This window comes from Klebsiella grimontii (assembly GCF_042137965.1).
Classification (GTDB): Bacteria; Pseudomonadota; Gammaproteobacteria; order Enterobacterales; family Enterobacteriaceae; genus Klebsiella; species Klebsiella grimontii.
The window spans coordinates 4,515,311-4,530,884 of sequence record NZ_CP169721.1 but is presented as its reverse complement, the minus strand read 5'-3'; the positions used below and the strand labels follow the sequence as shown (position 1 = coordinate 4,530,884).

The window sequence follows — 15,574 nt, the reverse complement described above, 5'->3', positions numbered from 1 at the left end:
GACTATTCCTTGATTGGTGATTCCACATCTTAACAGTAATCTTTAAGGTATTGATTTAAGTATCTTTGAAGAGATAATAAGATTTTAATGGCTTTTGGCGTAAGCCATTTTCTTATTGTAGTATTCAATTAGTAATAATCAGAAAACTTTAAAGATAATCTGTAAAGGTCTTAATGCATTATATCAATCGTAAAAAATCCGTCAATAGCAAAAAGTGCTAAATATGTATTTCTGTCATCTCATCCACTCAGCCAGTAATAACCATTAATCAATTAATGTAATAACAAAATACCACTGGACAAAAACACAGTCTCGTATGATAATAATACAGTAATGCTCATTTATCAAAATCGGTCAACAGGGTCTTAGATAGATGAGAATAGCTGGAAGGTCACTTTCTCATGTTTTATTATGGGGGGTGACCTTTCCTGTTTCAGGAGTATTAACATGAATGAAGAAATACTTTATCGTTGTAGCGGAAAAGACACATCAATTCTACATGCAGTATAAGAGCCTTTCCGAATTAACAGGAATTACACCTCCCTCTGGTTACACCCCGCCTCGTATGATGACTAAAACCAGACGGTATGAAATCATTAAAGCTATTTGTCAGAAAACTGAAACCCCTTGACAGAATTTAACAATATGTTAACATTTTTATATTGGATTGATTTCCTAACAAATTAATGGCTTTCCTGTGGCATCCTTCCTCGGAGACAGGTTAGCCAACCCCTTACACATTCCAGATGACACTACACGAGTTACGTAAAAGACGGCCTGTGTGGTGTATTTTTGTATCTGAATTTCACGAGAGCGTTACTAATGACAACCTTGAATAAAGCCGTATCAATTAACCAACCCATCGCAAGTATTAACCATCTGCTACCTTTTGAACGGCGCCAGCATATTGAACGCTTGTATTTCCCAAAGGTACAACAGGCTACTGACAGAATGAATAAAGCTGAATCTGAATATCAGGATGCTGTAGAATCTCGTTCAGTGTTGATTAATCAGAAAGCCGCTGAATATCTGGCTAATCCTTCAGAACGTCACGGATTCATTGTGAAGCAGGTTTATCCAACTAACCAGCAACAGGTGATTCGAAGCATGGCTGAACAAGGTTATATGGTTCACCGTGTATCTGTTGGAATGGTTACCTTTATTCGTATGCCTAAGAACGCTAAAGATAATCCTCTACAGGAAATTACAGATAAAGCTACAGCAGAGGCTGAATCAACCATTGATAAAATGATTGAGCGTTTGAAAGTGAAAACAGTTGAAGCTGTCCACCAGCGAAACAAGATTGTGATTGAAGCCCGTAAAGCTCTGGATTCAATTAAATCCTTTGAAAACTATTTAAACGTAATTGTAACTGAGTCTGAAGAGGTAACCGAATAATGAGTATTCCAATGAAAGGGCTGTCCAAACGTGGCAGCTATAATCATCTTACTGACTCAATGGAATTCAAATATTTCAACGGTCAAGCAGAAATCAGTGAATCAACTTATAAGCTGCTTGCTTCAGGTAATAAGCCTAAACCAACTTTGAAGCCAGCTAAAGCGGTCACCACGTATAAGGTCAAGCCTAAGCCGCCAACAATTGAACAGCAAAGAGATGCAGCCCTGAAAGAGGCAATCAGGAAAATGACAGGAGGACTGTAAATGAATCAATTCTTCAATGAACATGGTCAGCAAGTACGAGCAAACGTAGTTCTGAACCTTCACCCTTTTTATTTGGGAAAACTGGAAAGGCTGGCAAACCGAATCGGTGACGGGATTAAGTCAGAAGAACAGCGTCTAATACTGGCAATTGGTGAGATGCTACGAAATGTGGAGACTGAACAATGAACCTTTACGCATTCAACCCACTGAAACAAAATGATAAGCAAGAGGTGCTTACCCCCGTAGCCTTTAATTTGGTCTTATCGCTACCTGAGCAGCTACTGAAAAGGCTGGATAGGGTCAGCTATGAATTGGTTAAGCGGTACGGTATTGCAGGGTGTAGTGATAAGCAGCGACATCACATCGCTCTTGTTCATCTGCTTGAAAAATCTGCTTAGACGTTAAAAGACAATAGTAGCCATTTAGCCCCGGCTGGTGATACCAATCAACGGGAGCTTTAGCGACTTCATCATGTACGCTCAAAAGCCATCTTATCAGGACGCTCGTGTATCCATATGGAACCGTGAGCCAGCCGGAGATAGAGCCTGTATATCGTTTACAGGGACGAGAATCACCATAAGCCTGTTTATCCCTCAGTAAGGGGCATCGGGGCTGAATGCGTGACTTCTAAGCGTTTATTGGGCAATTTTGAGACATTGGAAGTCATCAGCTTCGAGTTAAGCTTGTACCTGTTCGAGCTGTACAACTACAGGCCGTTACAGTTAACATCCCAATTGCCATATCAACCATAACGGCAGTTATGAGGGATGATTTACCGATTCTTATAGATGAATAAAAGGCAGATTTTTAAGTCTAAATTATTGATTTATAAGGATTTTTAAGTGATGGTGCCGATAATAGGAGTCGAACCTACGACCTTCGCATTACGAATGCGCTGCTCTACCAACTGAGCTATATCGGCCCTGCAAGAGGTGCTGACGAACGTAAGCACGGGATAGAAGGTTAAAACTAAGTGGGTGATGCGTCAATGCCCTTGCGAATCAAACGGCTACTTTTGCATCACCCAATTAGCATTAAGCACGAATGGTATCGTCGCCGAAACCAATCCACTTATAGGTCGTCAGGGCTTCCAGGCCCATCGGGCCGCGCGCGTGCAGCTTCTGGGTGCTGACCGCCACTTCCGCGCCGAGGCCGAACTGGCCGCCGTCGGTAAAGCGGGTAGAGGCGTTGACGTACACCGCCGAGGAGTCCACCTCGTTGATAAAGCGGTTCGCGTTGCCCAGGGTGCGCGTCAGGATGGCGTCGGAATGCTGGGTGCCGTGCTCGCGAATATGCGCTACCGCTTCATCCTGGTCGGCCACCACCTTCACGTTCAGATCCAGCGACAGATACTCATTGTCATACTGCTCCGCTTTCACCGGTTCTACGCTGGCCGGGCCGTTTTGCAGCGCGGGCAGGGAGGCCGCATCGGCGTGCAGGCTGACGCCGCTTTCCGCCATCTGCTTGCTCAGCGCGGGCAGGAAGCGTTCGGCGATATCCTGATGTACCAGCAGCGTTTCGACCGAGTTACAGGCGCTCGGGCGCTGCACTTTGGCGTTAACGATAACCTTCAGCGCTTCGGCAACGTCGGCGGAGTGGTCAATATAGATATGGCAAACGCCGATACCGCCGGTGATCACCGGGATCGTCGACTGCTCGCGGCACAGCTTGTGCAAACCTGCGCCGCCGCGCGGGATCAGCATATCGATATACTTATCCATCTTCAGCATCTCGCCGACCAGCGCGCGATCCGGACTCTCAATCGCCTGCACGGTGGCCGCCGGTAAGCCGCACTCCTGCAGCGCCTGCTGAATCACTTTCACCGTGGCGGCGTTGGTGCGCCAGGTCTCTTTGCCGCCGCGCAGAATCGCCGCGTTGCCGGTTTTCAGGCACAAAGAGGCGACGTCGACGGTCACGTTCGGACGGGCTTCGTAAATCACGCCCACTACGCCCAGCGGCACGCGGCGACGCTCGATACGCAGGCCGCTGTCGAGCAGGCCGCCGTCGATCACCTGACCGACCGGGTCGGCCAGGCTGCAGACCTGACGAACATCGTTAGCAATCCCGCTCAGGCGCGCCGGGTTGAGCGCCAGGCGATCGAGCAGCGCCTCGCTTAAACCGTTGGCGCGCGCTTCCGCCAGGTCCGCAGCGTTAGCGCGCAGAATCTCTTCGGTCTGCGCTTCAAGATAGTCGGCAATCTTTTCCAGCACCTGATTCTTTTCGCGGCTGGAAAGCTGCGCGAGTTTATACGAGGCCGCTTTGGCAGCAATGCCCATTTGTTCCAGCATTTTCAGCTCCTTAACGGATAATCATGTCGTCACGGTGGACGGCGACCGGGCCGTATTCATAGCCCAGAATGGCATCGATCTGCTGCGAGTGCTGCCCGGCGATGCGGCGCAGCGCATCGCTGTTATAACGGCTGACGCCGTGGGCGATATCGCGGCCTTCAAGGCTGCGAATGCGGATCACTTCGCCGCGCGAGAAGTTGCCGGTGATGGTTTTAATCCCTTTCGGCAGCAGGGAGCTGCCGCGTTCGAGAATCGCCTGGGTCGCGCCGGCGTCCACGGTAATTTCGCCCGCCGGCGGCGCGCCGAAAATCCAGCGCTTACGGTTTTCCAACGGCGACTCCTGGGCGTGGAAGCGGGTGCCAACGGAAACCCCTTCCATCACGTCGCCAATCACGCCCGGACGGCTACCGGCGGCGATGATCGTGTCGATGCCCGCGCGGCAGGCGACGTCGGCGGCCTGCAGCTTGGTACCCATACCGCCGGTACCTAAACCCGATACGCTGTCGCCCGCGATCGCGCGCAGGGCGTCATCGATACCGTACACGTCTTTAATCAGCTCGGCCTGCGGGTTGTTGCGCGGGTCGGCGGTAAACAGGCCCTGCTGATCGGTCAGCAGCAGCAGTTTATCTGCGCCCGCGAGAATCGCCGCCAGCGCCGAAAGATTATCGTTATCACCGACTTTAATCTCGGCAGTCGCCACGGCGTCATTTTCATTAATCACCGGCACGATGTTGTTATCCAGCAGCGCGCGCAGGGTATCGCGGGCGTTAAGGAAACGCTCGCGGTCTTCCATATCGGCGCGTGTCAGCAGCATCTGGCCGACGTGAATGCCATAAATAGAAAACAGCTGTTCCCACAGCTGGATAAGACGGCTCTGACCAACCGCTGCCAGCAGCTGTTTGGACGCGATGGTCGCGGGCAGTTCCGGGTAGCCGAGGTGCTCACGTCCGGCGGCTATCGCCCCGGAAGTCACTATCACAATTCGGTGGCCCATCGCGTGCAGCTGTGCGCACTGGCGCACTAATTCAACGATATGGGCGCGGTTCAGGCGGCGGGATCCGCCCGTTAAAACACTGGTGCCCAGTTTTACCACCAGCGTCTGGCTATCACTCATGATTCTCTGCCGTTCAAAAAGGAGTTTCGATATCGAGTTGATGTTGTAACAGGAGTCAGCCCGCTTGCCAACACCTGGCGTGGTGGACGAACCACTTCCTTGCGCGGATCGGGCATTCTGGCGGGGAAACGTGACACATTCATGACGGAAATAATTAAATCCCCTTTTTTATAAAAAGTTCCATGTTGTCATAAATTTTTAATATTAGAGCGTTAAAAAACCTGCAGTTTTTGACAGGGCTTCCGCCCGGAATTGATTAGCGCGTATAAATAAATCACCAGGACTAGATAATGAAAAAGAGCTCACTGGCATTAATGATGATGGGTCTTATTGCTTCTTCGGCTACCCAGGCGGCAGAAGTTTATAATAAAAACGGCAATAAACTGGACGTCTACGGCAAAGTCAAAGCGATGCACTATATGAGCGACTATGACAGCAAAGATGGCGACCAGACCTACGTTCGTTTCGGCATCAAAGGCGAAACGCAGATTAACGACGATCTGACCGGCTACGGCCGCTGGGAATCGGAGTTCTCCGGCAACAAAACCGAAAGCGACTCTTCGCAGAAAACGCGCCTGGCGTTCGCCGGGGTGAAAGTCAAAAACTACGGTTCATTTGACTACGGTCGTAACCTCGGCGCGCTGTACGACGTCGAAGCCTGGACCGATATGTTCCCGGAATTCGGCGGCGACTCTTCCGCGCAGACCGATAACTTTATGACCAAACGCGCCAGCGGCCTGGCAACCTACCGCAATACCGACTTCTTCGGCGTGGTGGATGGCCTGGATCTGACTCTGCAGTACCAGGGCAAAAACGAAGGCCGTGAAGCTAAAAAACAGAACGGCGACGGCTTTGGCACCGCGTTAAGCTATGACTTCGGCGGCAGCGATTTCGCCGTCAGCGCGGCCTACACCAGCTCCGACCGTACGAACGATCAGAACCTGCTGGCCCGCGGTACGGGTAAAAAAGCGGAAGCCTGGGCGACCGGCCTGAAATATGACGCCAACAATATCTACCTGGCGACCATGTACTCCGAAACCCGCAAAATGACGCCAATCAGCGGCGGTTTTGCCAATAAAGCGCAGAACTTTGAAGCCGTGGCGCAGTACCAGTTCGACTTCGGCCTGCGTCCGTCCCTGGGCTACGTGCTGTCAAAAGGCAAGGATATCGAGGGCGTGGGAAGCGAAGACCTGGTCAACTACATTGATGTTGGCGTGACCTATTACTTCAACAAAAACATGAACGCCTTTGTTGATTATAAAATCAACCAGCTGAAGAGCGATAATAAGCTCGGGATCAACGATGACGATATCGTCGCTGTCGGTATGACCTACCAGTTCTAAGTCTTCTCGACAATAAAGCCGCCGTGGTAACAGGGCGGCTTTATTATTTGTGATTAACGGTTTTTCGCCAGATGCAGATTATCGTTATTCATCGTTATCTGGGCGTTATATTCCTTCGGCAGACGGCGCGCCTGGTAGAATACCGATTGCCAGTACGGATTATCCAGCGAAGAGCGCATCACGCCCTGGCTGGTGGAGGCGTGAAGGAAATTACGGTCGGTATCATAGAAGCCGACGTGCATGCCGCCTTTAATACGGAAGAAAACTAAATCCCCCGGCCGCAGCTGGCGCGGGCTTACGCGCTCGCCCATGTGCAGCAGTTCGCGAGTGGTGATGCGCTCCATCGGCAAGTTGAAGCGATCTTTGAGCGTACGCCAGACAAACCCGGAGCAGTCGACGCCGCTTTGCTCCGTCCCGCCCCATTCGTAGGGCGTTCCCTCCCAGGTATGCATCTGATCGTGCAGCGCGGCGATCACCGGGATCAGATCGTCAGAACCTCCGTCAATGGTCGAGTGGCTACTCTGGGCGGCGGTTTTATGCGGTTTTGATGAGGATGAACATCCTGCCAAAAGCAAAAAAGGAACAAATAGTAGCGCGTGAGAGAGTCTGGGCTTCATATCATTGTTTTTCGTCACTGAAAACGGGCCGTGATATTTTATAGCCGATTCGCTACGGCCTCAGAATGACCAAACGCAAAATTTACGAAACCTTACGTAAATAATATAGGCCGGTTCGCGCAGTGATAATTAACGCTGATTATTTATGGCAAAAAACGAACCTGTCATGTTAATAATTTTTTTCTTCGTGAAACAATATTTCACAACTATCCGAATGCTGGACGCCTACTCGGCTTCCGTACTGGGTGAAAAATCCTCATCATCCCGGCATTGCGCCGCCTGGCTGCGCTCCAGTACTTTTGTAGCCTAAAAGAGAGAGTGGGGCGGCCAATGCATCTGGATTTTCGCCAACTGCGCAACTTTGTGGCGCTAGTTGAATACGGCAGTTTTAATCGCGCGGCGGAGGCGGTGTGCCTGTCGCAGTCGGCCTTCAGCCGCAGCATTCAGGCGCTGGAGCAGAGCGTCGGCCATCCTTTATTCGACCGCCAGAGTAAGCTACCGACGCTCACCCTGCACGGGCAAAAGCTGCTGCCCTACGCCCGCCGCTTTCAGGAGCTGAACGTGGAGCTCAGCAGCCAGCTGCGCGAAGCGGACGATGCGCAAAACGGCGAGGTCGCCTTTGGCTGCGGCCCGGCCCCTGCCGCGAGGCTGATTCCGGCCGCCGTCGGCGGGTTTCATCGCCTTTTACCGCAGGCGAGGGTGCGCTTTCAGATTGATAACTGGCTGGCGCTGCATCAGGCGCTGAACTCCCAGCTTTACCCTTTTGTGGTCGCCGACAGCTGGCAGGCCGAGCTCGACCCGCAGTTGCGCGTTCAGCCGCTCAGCCCGCAGCGCTGCTTTTTCGTCTGCCATGCCGACCATCCGCTGGCCAAACAGGGGCCGGTCTCTATCCAGGCGATGCTGCGCTACCCCTTTGCGGCACCTTATTTGCCGCCGGGCGTGCGCAAGGTGCTGGCGACACTCAGCCAGCAGCAGGACTTTACCCCGGCGATTCAGTGCGACCATATCTACGCGCTGCTTGCCACCCTCGCGCAGACCAACGCGATTAGCTTTGCCAGCGAGGACGGCTTCGCGCTGTGCCAGCACAGCCATCGGCTGGTTAAGCTGGAGCTCAGCGATCTGCCTGAGGAGTGGCGGCTGATGCAGACCCGGTTTGCCATTATCTCTCCGGTTCACGCGGCGCAGCCGCCGCTGGTGGAGAAGCTGATTGAGATTATCCTTCATACCGATCGTCAGCATCAGCTGCAGCTGCTGGCGCAGGAGGAGGGAGGTTAACCGGCGTCTTTCGCCAGGCCTTTGGCGTCGTACTGTGGCCAGCGGTTTTCCAGGCGCAGGGATTTCAGTGCCTGCTCGACAAACTGGCCGTCCACCCACTGGCTGACGTCAAAAGCGCTGCGGATCAGGCGTCCTGATTTCGCCTGATCGACGCTGCTGCTAAAGCTGTCGGTCAGGAACGGGTCGATACGCGGCGAGGTGGTAAAGTTCAGATCCTGCGGCTGCAGCTCTTCGAGAAACAGCGCCTGCGGGATCTGGCTCTGCTGCGCCATCTCGGCGGACCAGGCGTCGCGATTAGCCGGGTCGTTGATTTCCGCGGCGTTCTTCACCAGCACGTTAATAATCTGCTGGGTCGCCTGCGGCCAGGCGTCAATAAACGTCTGCGTGCCGAGGAATCCCGCCTGAGTCGTGTTCTGACGGCCGGAATCGCCGCTTTTGACGACCACATCAATCTTATCGCCGCGCAGCGCCAGCAGCGAAACGCCGCCCCACACCGCATCGACGCGACCGGCCGCCAGCGCCGCTTTGCCGGCATTCCAGTCAAGATTGATGACCTGCAGGCTGCGCTCATTGAGGCCAGCGCTTTGCAGCGCACGGTCAAAGGCCAGCTGGTCCGCCGTACCGCGATAAACCGCCACTCGTTTACCTTGCAGATCGGTCAGGGTTTTAATCCCCGAGGCTTTGGTCACCGCCAGATAAGATTCCGAACCGCGGCTGCCCAGCAGCAGGCGCGTCGGCAGGCCATTGGCCTTACCGATAATCGCCGCCAGATCGCCGAGATAGACAAAATCCAGCTGGCGGTTGGCTAACGCTTCATTGACCGCCGGACCGGCACCTTTGAAAAACTGCCACTGTACTTCCACGCCCTGCGGTTTAAACACCTCTTCCAGCTGATGGCGGATAAACGCCATGCCGACCGGCCCCTCAATAAAGGGTTTACTGCCCGCGCTCTGGTCCGGCACGCCGATGCGGATAGTGCGCAGCGCTTCGGCCTGGGCGCTTGCCGCCAGGCCAATGACCGCCACCAGCGCCAGCAAGGTGCGGCTAAAAAATGCTTTCATCATAACGTGTTGCTCCCTTGAGTTTTTTCTCACCCTAAAGAGCCCACGGGCCGCGTGTTAAATGCTTTTATTCGCCAAGCTTGGGTGAAAAAAAGCTAAATCAGACGCCGCGCGCCCGGCAGGCTGAAATGCATTCGATGCATCGGGATTATTCGCCTTACGCAATGGCGGCGAAGGGGAAGTCACGTTTTGATAGCGACATAACTTGCCGAAAAGTGGACCGATATGTCGCAGATGATCTTAAGAACCGATGCCCCAGCCAGGCCGGGCTTCAGGCTTAACGGCTGGCCGTGGCTGCTGCCGGCGTTACTGCTGCTGCTGTGGTACGTCGCCGCTCGCGAAGGATGGATGCCGGAGCAAATTTTGCCCGCGCCGTCGGTGGTTGCCGATACCGCGCTATCGCTGCTGAGCGGCGACCTGCTGGCGCAGTGGGGATTCAGCCTTCAGCATCTGGCGCTTGGCCTGCTGCTGGGGGCCACTGCCGGCACGCTGCTCGGCGCGCTGTTCGGCCTGGTCCCGGCCGCCGCGCAGCGCGTGGAGCCGCTGTTCTACGCCCTGGCGCAAATCCCGACGCTCGGCTGGATCCCGCTGTTTATGGTGCTGTTCGGCATTGATAACGGCCTCAAGCTGGCGGTTATCGTCAAAACCACCGTGGTGCCGATGACCATTAATACGCAGCAGGCGGTGGCCGGCGTGCCGCTGACCCTGAGCGAAGCCGCAAGGGTGATGAACTTTTCCCGCTGGCAGCGGCTGCGCTGGCTGGAGATCCCGGCCAGCCTGCCGGGCTGGTTTACCGGCCTTCGTCTGGCGCTGTCCCAGGCCTGGGTATCGCTTATCGTTGTCGAACTGCTGGCTTCTTCGGAAGGCATTGGCTACCTGATGGTCTGGGGCCGTCAGCTGTTTCAGTTGGATATCGTCTTCGTCACCATTGCGGTGGTTGGCCTGAGCGGCATGCTGATGGAGTGGGCGGCGAACCGCGCCTGTGCCCGTCTGGTGTTCTGGCCGCAGCCAGCCGCCGGACGCCTGGCGTGGAAACCGCAGGCCAGCTGGCGGGCGCTGCAGCTGCCGCTGGTCCTGCTGGCGCTGTGGCAGTTGGCAAGCCAGTGGGGCTGGATCGATGGCGCGTTGTTCTCTTCGCCGCTGGCGGTGGCGACGCGCTTTATGCAGGGCGCCCTGAGCGGAGAGCTGACCGCGGCGATGCTGGCAAGCCTCGGGCGGGCCTTTGTCGGCGGCGTGCTGGGGATTGCGGGGGGCCTGCTCTGCGGACTGCTGCTGGCGCTGCGCCCGCGCGCCGGGCAAATCTTCACCCCTACGCTCAACGTGCTGCGCCATATCGCCCTGTTTGCCTGGCTGCCGCTGCTGACCGCATGGGTGGGCAACGATAACGGCGGCAAAATCGTTTTTATCGCGCTGGCGTCGTTCTTTCCGATGTTTTTTAGCACCCGGCAGGCCGTGCTCCAGCGCAACCCGCAGCTCGATGAGGTCGCCAGAGTGCTGCGGTTAGGTGAAGTAGCGCGCCTGCGCAGAGTCATTCTTCCCGGCGCGGCGCCGGGGATCTTCGCCGGTCTGCGGCTGGCGCTGATTTACGCCTGGCTTGGCAATATCGGCGCGGAATATTTCATGTCCTCCGGCGTTGGCATCGGCAGCCTGATGATCAATGCCCAGCAGCTGCTGGATATGCCCACCATTCTTTGCGGCATGGTGCTGGTCGGTATCACCGGCGCGGCGCTGGATAAAGCCGGACGTTTACTGGAAATGCGCGTCACCCGCTGGCGCCAACAGGAGCAGCTATGACCTCTTCGACTCTGGTCTCTTTTCGCCACGTGCGTAAATCCTGGCAACAGGTAACGGCGCTACAGAATTTCAGCCTGGATATCGCCGCCGGTGAACTGGTGGCGCTGGTGGGCAGCAGCGGCTGCGGTAAATCGACGCTGCTGCGGATGCTGGTGGGCCTGGAGTCAGCGACCCAGGGGGAGATTCGCATCAACGGCGAGCCGGTCACCGGCGTGGGCAAAGAGCGCGGCATTGTGTTTCAGGAGCCGCGGCTGTTTCCGTGGCTTAACGTGCTCGACAACGTGATGCTCGGTCTGGCGGATGAAAAGCTCAGCCGGGCGGCGAAGCGCCAGCGGGCGCTGGAAATGCTGGAACGCGTGCAGCTCAGCGAATTCGCCAACGCGCTACCCGCGCAGCTCTCCGGCGGGATGGCCCAGCGGGTGGCCATTGCCCGCGGCCTGGTGGCCCGTCCGCAGATCCTGATGCTCGATGAGCCTTTCGGCGCGCTGGATGCCCTGACGCGTCACACCCTGCAGCAGGAACTTTTACAGATCCACCAGCGCGCGGGAACCACCACGCTGCTGGTGACGCACGATGTGGAAGAGGCCGTCGCTCTGGCCGACCGGGTCGTTGTGCTCTCGCCGCGTCCGGGGCGGATACGGGAAGTGGTGAGCCTGGCGCTGCCCCATCCGCGCCAGCGCGATGATGCTTCGTTTAGCGCCGCCTGCCGCCAGATTCGTAACCTGATTACCACTGCCTGATTCTTTTATTTAAGGAGCAATATATGGGACATCCTTCCGTCTATCCGACCGGCGCCACCCTCTACGATCCGCCGCGCGCCTGGAGCGGCTACACCCTTTTCCAGGCCACCGAACACGGCGCGGTGCTGGTGGATATGAACGGCCGCGTGGTGCGCGAATGGCCTGAACTGCACGGCTTTCCCAATAAAATCCTGCCCGGCGGCGCAATCCTTGGCCATAGCGGCGAGCGCGACCCGCGCTACGGCATGCAGGATATGCTCGATCTGATCCAGGTGGACTGGGAAGGCAACGTCACCTGGAAATTCGATCGCTATGAGCAGGTGAGCGATCCGGGCAATGAAACGCGCTGGATGGCGCGCGCGCATCATGACTATCAGCGTGCGGGCAACCCGGTGGGCTACTACGCGCCGGGGCTAGAGCCGCAGGTGGATGGCGGCAATACCCTGATCCTCGCCCACACCAATCTGGTCAATGAAGCGATCTCCGACAAGCTGCTGCTGGATGACACCATTATTGAAGTTGACTGGCAGGGCAACGTGGTGTGGGAGTGGCGCTGCAGCGACCATTTTCACGAACTAGGCTTTGACGATGCGGCGCGCACCGCTCTGTACAACAACCCGAACATGCGCGCCAGCGGCGGCGGAATGGGCGACTGGATGCATATCAACTCGATGTCGGCGCTGGGGCCGAATAAGTGGTATGACGCCGGCGATGAACGTTTTCATCCCGACAATATTATCTGGGACGCCCGTGAATCCAACGTTATCGCCATTATCGATAAACAGAGCGGCAAGATCGTCTGGCAGCTGGGCCCGGACTACAGCAAGCCGGAGCTGAAGCACATCGGCTGGATCATCGGCCAGCACCATGCGCATATGATCCCGCAGGGGCTGCCGGGCGCGGGCAATATCCTGATTTTCGATAACGGCGGCTGGGCGGGATACGGCGCGCCGAATCCGGCGTCGACGGACGGGGTGAAAAACGCCTGGCGCGATTACTCCCGGATCCTGGAGATCAACCCGCTGACCCTCGATATCGAATGGCGCTACTCGCCCTATGAAGCGGATCTACCGCAGCCGACCGATTCGTACCGCTTTTACAGTCCGTACATCAGCAACATGCAGCGCCTGGAAAACGGCAATACCCTGATTAACGAAGGATCGAACGGGCGCATTTTTGAAGTGACCCGCGACCACGAAATTGTCTGGGAATATATTTCGCCGTTCTGGGGTAAGACGCTGAACAACAATATGGTCTATCGCGCCTACCGCATTCCCTACGGCTGGATCCCGCAGCTGGCGCAGCCGCAGGAGACGCCGATTGCGGCGGTCGATGTACGAACCCTGCGCCAGCCCGGCGCGGCGGCAGCGGGACCGGCGCAAAGCGTGGTCCGGGTGGCGGGCGTGCAGCCGTACAGTAAAAGCGCCGATGCGCTGTGCGTGGCAACCGATAACGATACCCTGCGCCGCAGTCCGAAGCTGTTCCGCGTCGCGGAAAGCGCGTTCACGCCGATCGGCGCGGCGAGCGAACTGGAGAGCGAACGGCCGGTGCTGCTGTTCGTTGGCGCTGAACGCTGCGTGCACTGCCGCAAGCTCTGGCAGCTGCTGGCGCAGGGAAAACTCAGCTCGCGAATTGCTCAACTGGATACGCGCTATCTGGATGCCGACCGGCATCAGGCGCTGGCGAGCGACCTCGGCGTGCGCGGCCTGCCGACGCTGCTGCTGATTAAACCGGGGCAGCTAGCATTGCGCGCGCCTGCGCAGCTCTCGGTGGACACGCTGTTTGACTGGCTGAATCGCGCAGCCGGATAATCCGCGACTACGGCGGACTGGCGTGTGCCGGTCCGCCGTTTATCTGACGGATAAACGCCATCGGCGAATAGCCCATCGCTTTGCGGAACATCGCGGTAAAGGCGGCCGGATACTCATAGCCCAGACTTAGCGCGACTTCGGTAACCGAACTCCCTTCACGCAGCGCCGTCATGGCGTACATCAGGCATGCCTGCTGGCGCCAGTCGCAAAACGCCATCCCGGTCTCGCGGCGAAATAGCCGATTAAACGTGCGTACGCTTTTACTCAGCTTTTGCGCCCACTGCTGCGGCGTACTGCGGATGCTCGGCTGGCGCTGAAAATCGGCGCATAGCGCGGCGAGGCGGCTATTCTGCGGAAGCGGCGTAAACATCGGCAGCGGCGCGGCGGCGCGCAGTTCATGGAGCAGCAGCGTAATCAGGGCGGCATCGCGCCCGCTCTCTTCATACAGCAGCGGTAGCCGACAGGCGGCCAGCAGCAGTTGATGGATCAGCGGGGAGACCTGTAAGACCTCGCAGCGCTCGCTTTCCCGCGGGGCGTCCCGCGCGTCAATATACAGACTGTGGGTGCTGACGCCGGGCATCCAGACGCGATGCGGTTTCGTCGCCGGGATCCAGACTCCGCTGAACGGCGGCACCAGCCACTGGCCGTCATCGGTTTCGACCTTCATTAATCCGTGCATGGCGTACAGAAACTGCGCCCGGCGGTGGCTGTGGCGCTCCAGCAGCGTATTGGGCGGATAGTCGCTACCCAGCGCCAGTACCGGGCGAGGAAGATGGTCGACGTCATTAATCGCAACGTTGCGCATAAGTGTAGCCCTGGCTGAAATTCGTAATAGATTGGCTTTAAAGCGTAAGCCGGCCATAGCCTTATTCTATATCGTTACCTCCTTTTGTGGAGGCGTTCCAATGAGCGACTGGCTTTTTCTGTGCGGCATACTTTCCGGCATCACGACCTGGCTCTTTGGCTTCGGCGGCGGTTTCGTTACTGTCCCGCTGCTCTATTTACTGGCAACCAGCGGCTGGGGGGCGCAAAGCGCCGTCGGGCAGCAGGCGATGCAGATCGCCGTCGCCACCTCGGCGCTGGTTATGCTCTGTTCAGCGCTGCTGGCGACCTGGCGGCACGCGCGTACCGGTATCCTCCGCTGGCGCCGCTTATGGGCGATCCTCACCGGCATTGCCGTGGGCGGAACGGCGGGCGCGATGCTGGCGCTTCAGGTGAGCGGCGAGTGGATCCGCTGGCTGTTCGTTATCTACCTGCTGGCGACCATTATCGATTGCTACCTTCGCGCCGGATTTATGACGCCGCCGTCCAGCCGGGTGGTGCCGACGGCGCCCCATGAGCTGACGGTAGGGGGCGTCATTGGCCTGATCGCCTCTTTTCTCGGCGTCGGAGGAAGCGTGATGACGGTTCCTCTGATGCGCCGTCGCGGCGTGCTGATGTCTGAAGCCGCGGCGATGGCCAACCTCCTGACGCTGCCGCTGGCGGCAACGGCGACGCTCACCTGGCTGGTGATGGCGTGGCTGTCGCCGGTGGCGCTGCCGGCTGGGTTTGTCGGCAATATCTGGCTGTCGGCGGCGGCGCAGCTGGTGGCGGGAAGCTGGCTGGGATTAAAAATCGCCTCCCGCTGGCTGGCGCGTTTACCGGATCGCTGGCATGTGCGAATTTATCCGCTATTGCTGATTGCCGTGCTGCTGGTGATGAGCGTGTGGGGGTGAAAAGGGAAGCTGCTTCCCGGAGGCGGTGCTGCGCACCTGTCCGGGCTACCGTTCGGCAAATGGCGGTAGAGCTGTAGCCCGGATAAGCGCAGCGCGACCCGGGAAAAAGCCTTACTGATGCGTGAATCTCGGGCGTTTTGTCCGGGTCATTCTGC

Annotated in this window: 15 protein-coding genes and 1 tRNA gene; 10 read left to right on the top strand and 6 right to left on the bottom strand. The window is 56.9% G+C overall.

Annotation, left to right across the window (positions count from 1 at the left end):
- The first annotated feature begins 822 nt into the window (after positions 1 to 822).
- Genes ACE3MN_RS21275 through ACE3MN_RS21260 form a run of 4 tightly spaced genes read left to right on the top strand, consistent with a single transcriptional unit; the run spans position 823 to position 2,059 of the window.
- Positions 823 to 1,398 carry a hypothetical protein gene (locus ACE3MN_RS21275; RefSeq protein WP_224251089.1) on the top strand — a complete coding sequence of 192 codons (576 nt, stop codon included), beginning with the start codon at positions 823 to 825 and terminating at the stop codon, positions 1,396 to 1,398.
- Positions 1,398 to 1,661 (top strand): hypothetical protein, encoded by a 264-nt coding sequence (locus ACE3MN_RS21270; RefSeq protein WP_023320403.1) that lies wholly within the window; start codon positions 1,398 to 1,400, stop codon positions 1,659 to 1,661. Before ACE3MN_RS21275 ends, ACE3MN_RS21270 begins: the two co-directional genes overlap by 1 nt.
- Positions 1,662 to 1,847 carry a hypothetical protein gene (locus tag ACE3MN_RS21265; protein ID WP_023320404.1) on the top strand — a complete coding sequence of 62 codons (186 nt, stop codon included), beginning with the start codon at positions 1,662 to 1,664 and terminating at the stop codon, positions 1,845 to 1,847.
- Positions 1,844 to 2,059, top strand: a complete 216-nt coding sequence (locus ACE3MN_RS21260) for a hypothetical protein (RefSeq protein ID WP_064278254.1) — start codon at positions 1,844 to 1,846, stop codon at positions 2,057 to 2,059. The genes ACE3MN_RS21265 and ACE3MN_RS21260 overlap by 4 nt, the downstream gene beginning before the upstream one ends.
- Positions 2,060 to 2,507: 448 nt before the next feature.
- On the opposite strand, the gene ACE3MN_RS21255 is transcribed toward ACE3MN_RS21260, so the two are convergent.
- From ACE3MN_RS21255 to proB, 3 genes are all read right to left on the bottom strand, one after another.
- A tRNA-Thr gene (locus tag ACE3MN_RS21255) sits at positions 2,508 to 2,583 on the bottom strand.
- Positions 2,584 to 2,695: 112 nt separating this feature from the next.
- On the bottom strand, positions 2,696 to 3,949 hold the full coding sequence (gene proA / locus ACE3MN_RS21250; protein WP_049085721.1) for a glutamate-5-semialdehyde dehydrogenase: 1,254 nt from the start codon (positions 3,947 to 3,949) through the stop codon (positions 2,696 to 2,698).
- Positions 3,950 to 3,959: 10 nt separating this feature from the next.
- A complete protein-coding gene (proB, locus tag ACE3MN_RS21245; RefSeq protein ID WP_004099297.1) occupies positions 3,960 to 5,063 on the bottom strand; it encodes a glutamate 5-kinase in 1,104 nt (367 codons plus the stop codon).
- Between the two features lie 290 nt (positions 5,064 to 5,353).
- On the opposite strand from proB, the gene phoE reads away from it, so the two are divergent.
- Complete coding sequence (gene phoE, locus ACE3MN_RS21240; RefSeq protein ID WP_004129421.1) at positions 5,354 to 6,406, top strand: phosphoporin PhoE; 1,053 nt, start codon at positions 5,354 to 5,356, stop codon at positions 6,404 to 6,406.
- 53 nt (positions 6,407 to 6,459) lie between these two features.
- Here the strand turns inward: phoE and ACE3MN_RS21235 are convergent, their stop codons facing one another.
- Complete coding sequence (locus ACE3MN_RS21235) at positions 6,460 to 7,023, bottom strand: C40 family peptidase (protein WP_004099299.1); 564 nt, start codon at positions 7,021 to 7,023, stop codon at positions 6,460 to 6,462.
- A 330-nt stretch (positions 7,024 to 7,353) separates the two neighbouring features.
- Here ACE3MN_RS21235 and ACE3MN_RS21230 point away from each other — a divergent pair, with 330 nt between their 5' ends.
- Positions 7,354 to 8,298 (top strand): LysR family transcriptional regulator, encoded by a 945-nt coding sequence (locus tag ACE3MN_RS21230; RefSeq protein ID WP_004132534.1) that lies wholly within the window; start codon positions 7,354 to 7,356, stop codon positions 8,296 to 8,298.
- On the opposite strand, the gene ACE3MN_RS21225 is transcribed toward ACE3MN_RS21230, so the two are convergent.
- The gene (locus ACE3MN_RS21225; RefSeq protein ID WP_024359105.1) at positions 8,295 to 9,362 is read right to left on the bottom strand and encodes an ABC transporter substrate-binding protein; all 1,068 of its coding nucleotides are present in this window, start codon (positions 9,360 to 9,362) and stop codon (positions 8,295 to 8,297) included. The genes ACE3MN_RS21230 and ACE3MN_RS21225 overlap by 4 nt on opposite strands.
- A 222-nt stretch (positions 9,363 to 9,584) precedes the next feature.
- Here ACE3MN_RS21225 and ACE3MN_RS21220 point away from each other — a divergent pair, with 222 nt between their 5' ends.
- Genes ACE3MN_RS21220 through ACE3MN_RS21210 form a run of 3 tightly spaced genes read left to right on the top strand, consistent with a single transcriptional unit; the run spans position 9,585 to position 13,704 of the window.
- Positions 9,585 to 11,153: an ABC transporter permease gene (locus ACE3MN_RS21220; RefSeq protein WP_064371484.1), complete on the top strand. Its 1,569-nt coding sequence runs from the start codon at positions 9,585 to 9,587 to the stop codon at positions 11,151 to 11,153.
- Positions 11,150 to 11,893, top strand: coding sequence for an ABC transporter ATP-binding protein (locus ACE3MN_RS21215; RefSeq protein ID WP_004132530.1), 744 nt, complete (start codon positions 11,150 to 11,152; stop codon positions 11,891 to 11,893). The genes ACE3MN_RS21220 and ACE3MN_RS21215 overlap by 4 nt, the downstream gene beginning before the upstream one ends.
- A 23-nt stretch (positions 11,894 to 11,916) precedes the next feature.
- A complete protein-coding gene (locus ACE3MN_RS21210; RefSeq protein WP_004132528.1) occupies positions 11,917 to 13,704 on the top strand; it encodes an aryl-sulfate sulfotransferase in 1,788 nt (595 codons plus the stop codon).
- 7 nt (positions 13,705 to 13,711) lie between these two features.
- Here the strand turns inward: ACE3MN_RS21210 and ACE3MN_RS21205 are convergent, their stop codons facing one another.
- Positions 13,712 to 14,509: an AraC family transcriptional regulator gene (locus ACE3MN_RS21205; protein WP_004132526.1), complete on the bottom strand. Its 798-nt coding sequence runs from the start codon at positions 14,507 to 14,509 to the stop codon at positions 13,712 to 13,714.
- 100 nt (positions 14,510 to 14,609) lie between these two features.
- On the opposite strand from ACE3MN_RS21205, the gene ACE3MN_RS21200 reads away from it, so the two are divergent.
- Positions 14,610 to 15,419 carry a sulfite exporter TauE/SafE family protein gene (locus ACE3MN_RS21200; RefSeq protein WP_375364166.1) on the top strand — a complete coding sequence of 270 codons (810 nt, stop codon included), beginning with the start codon at positions 14,610 to 14,612 and terminating at the stop codon, positions 15,417 to 15,419.
- Positions 15,420 to 15,574: the final 155 nt, after the last annotated feature.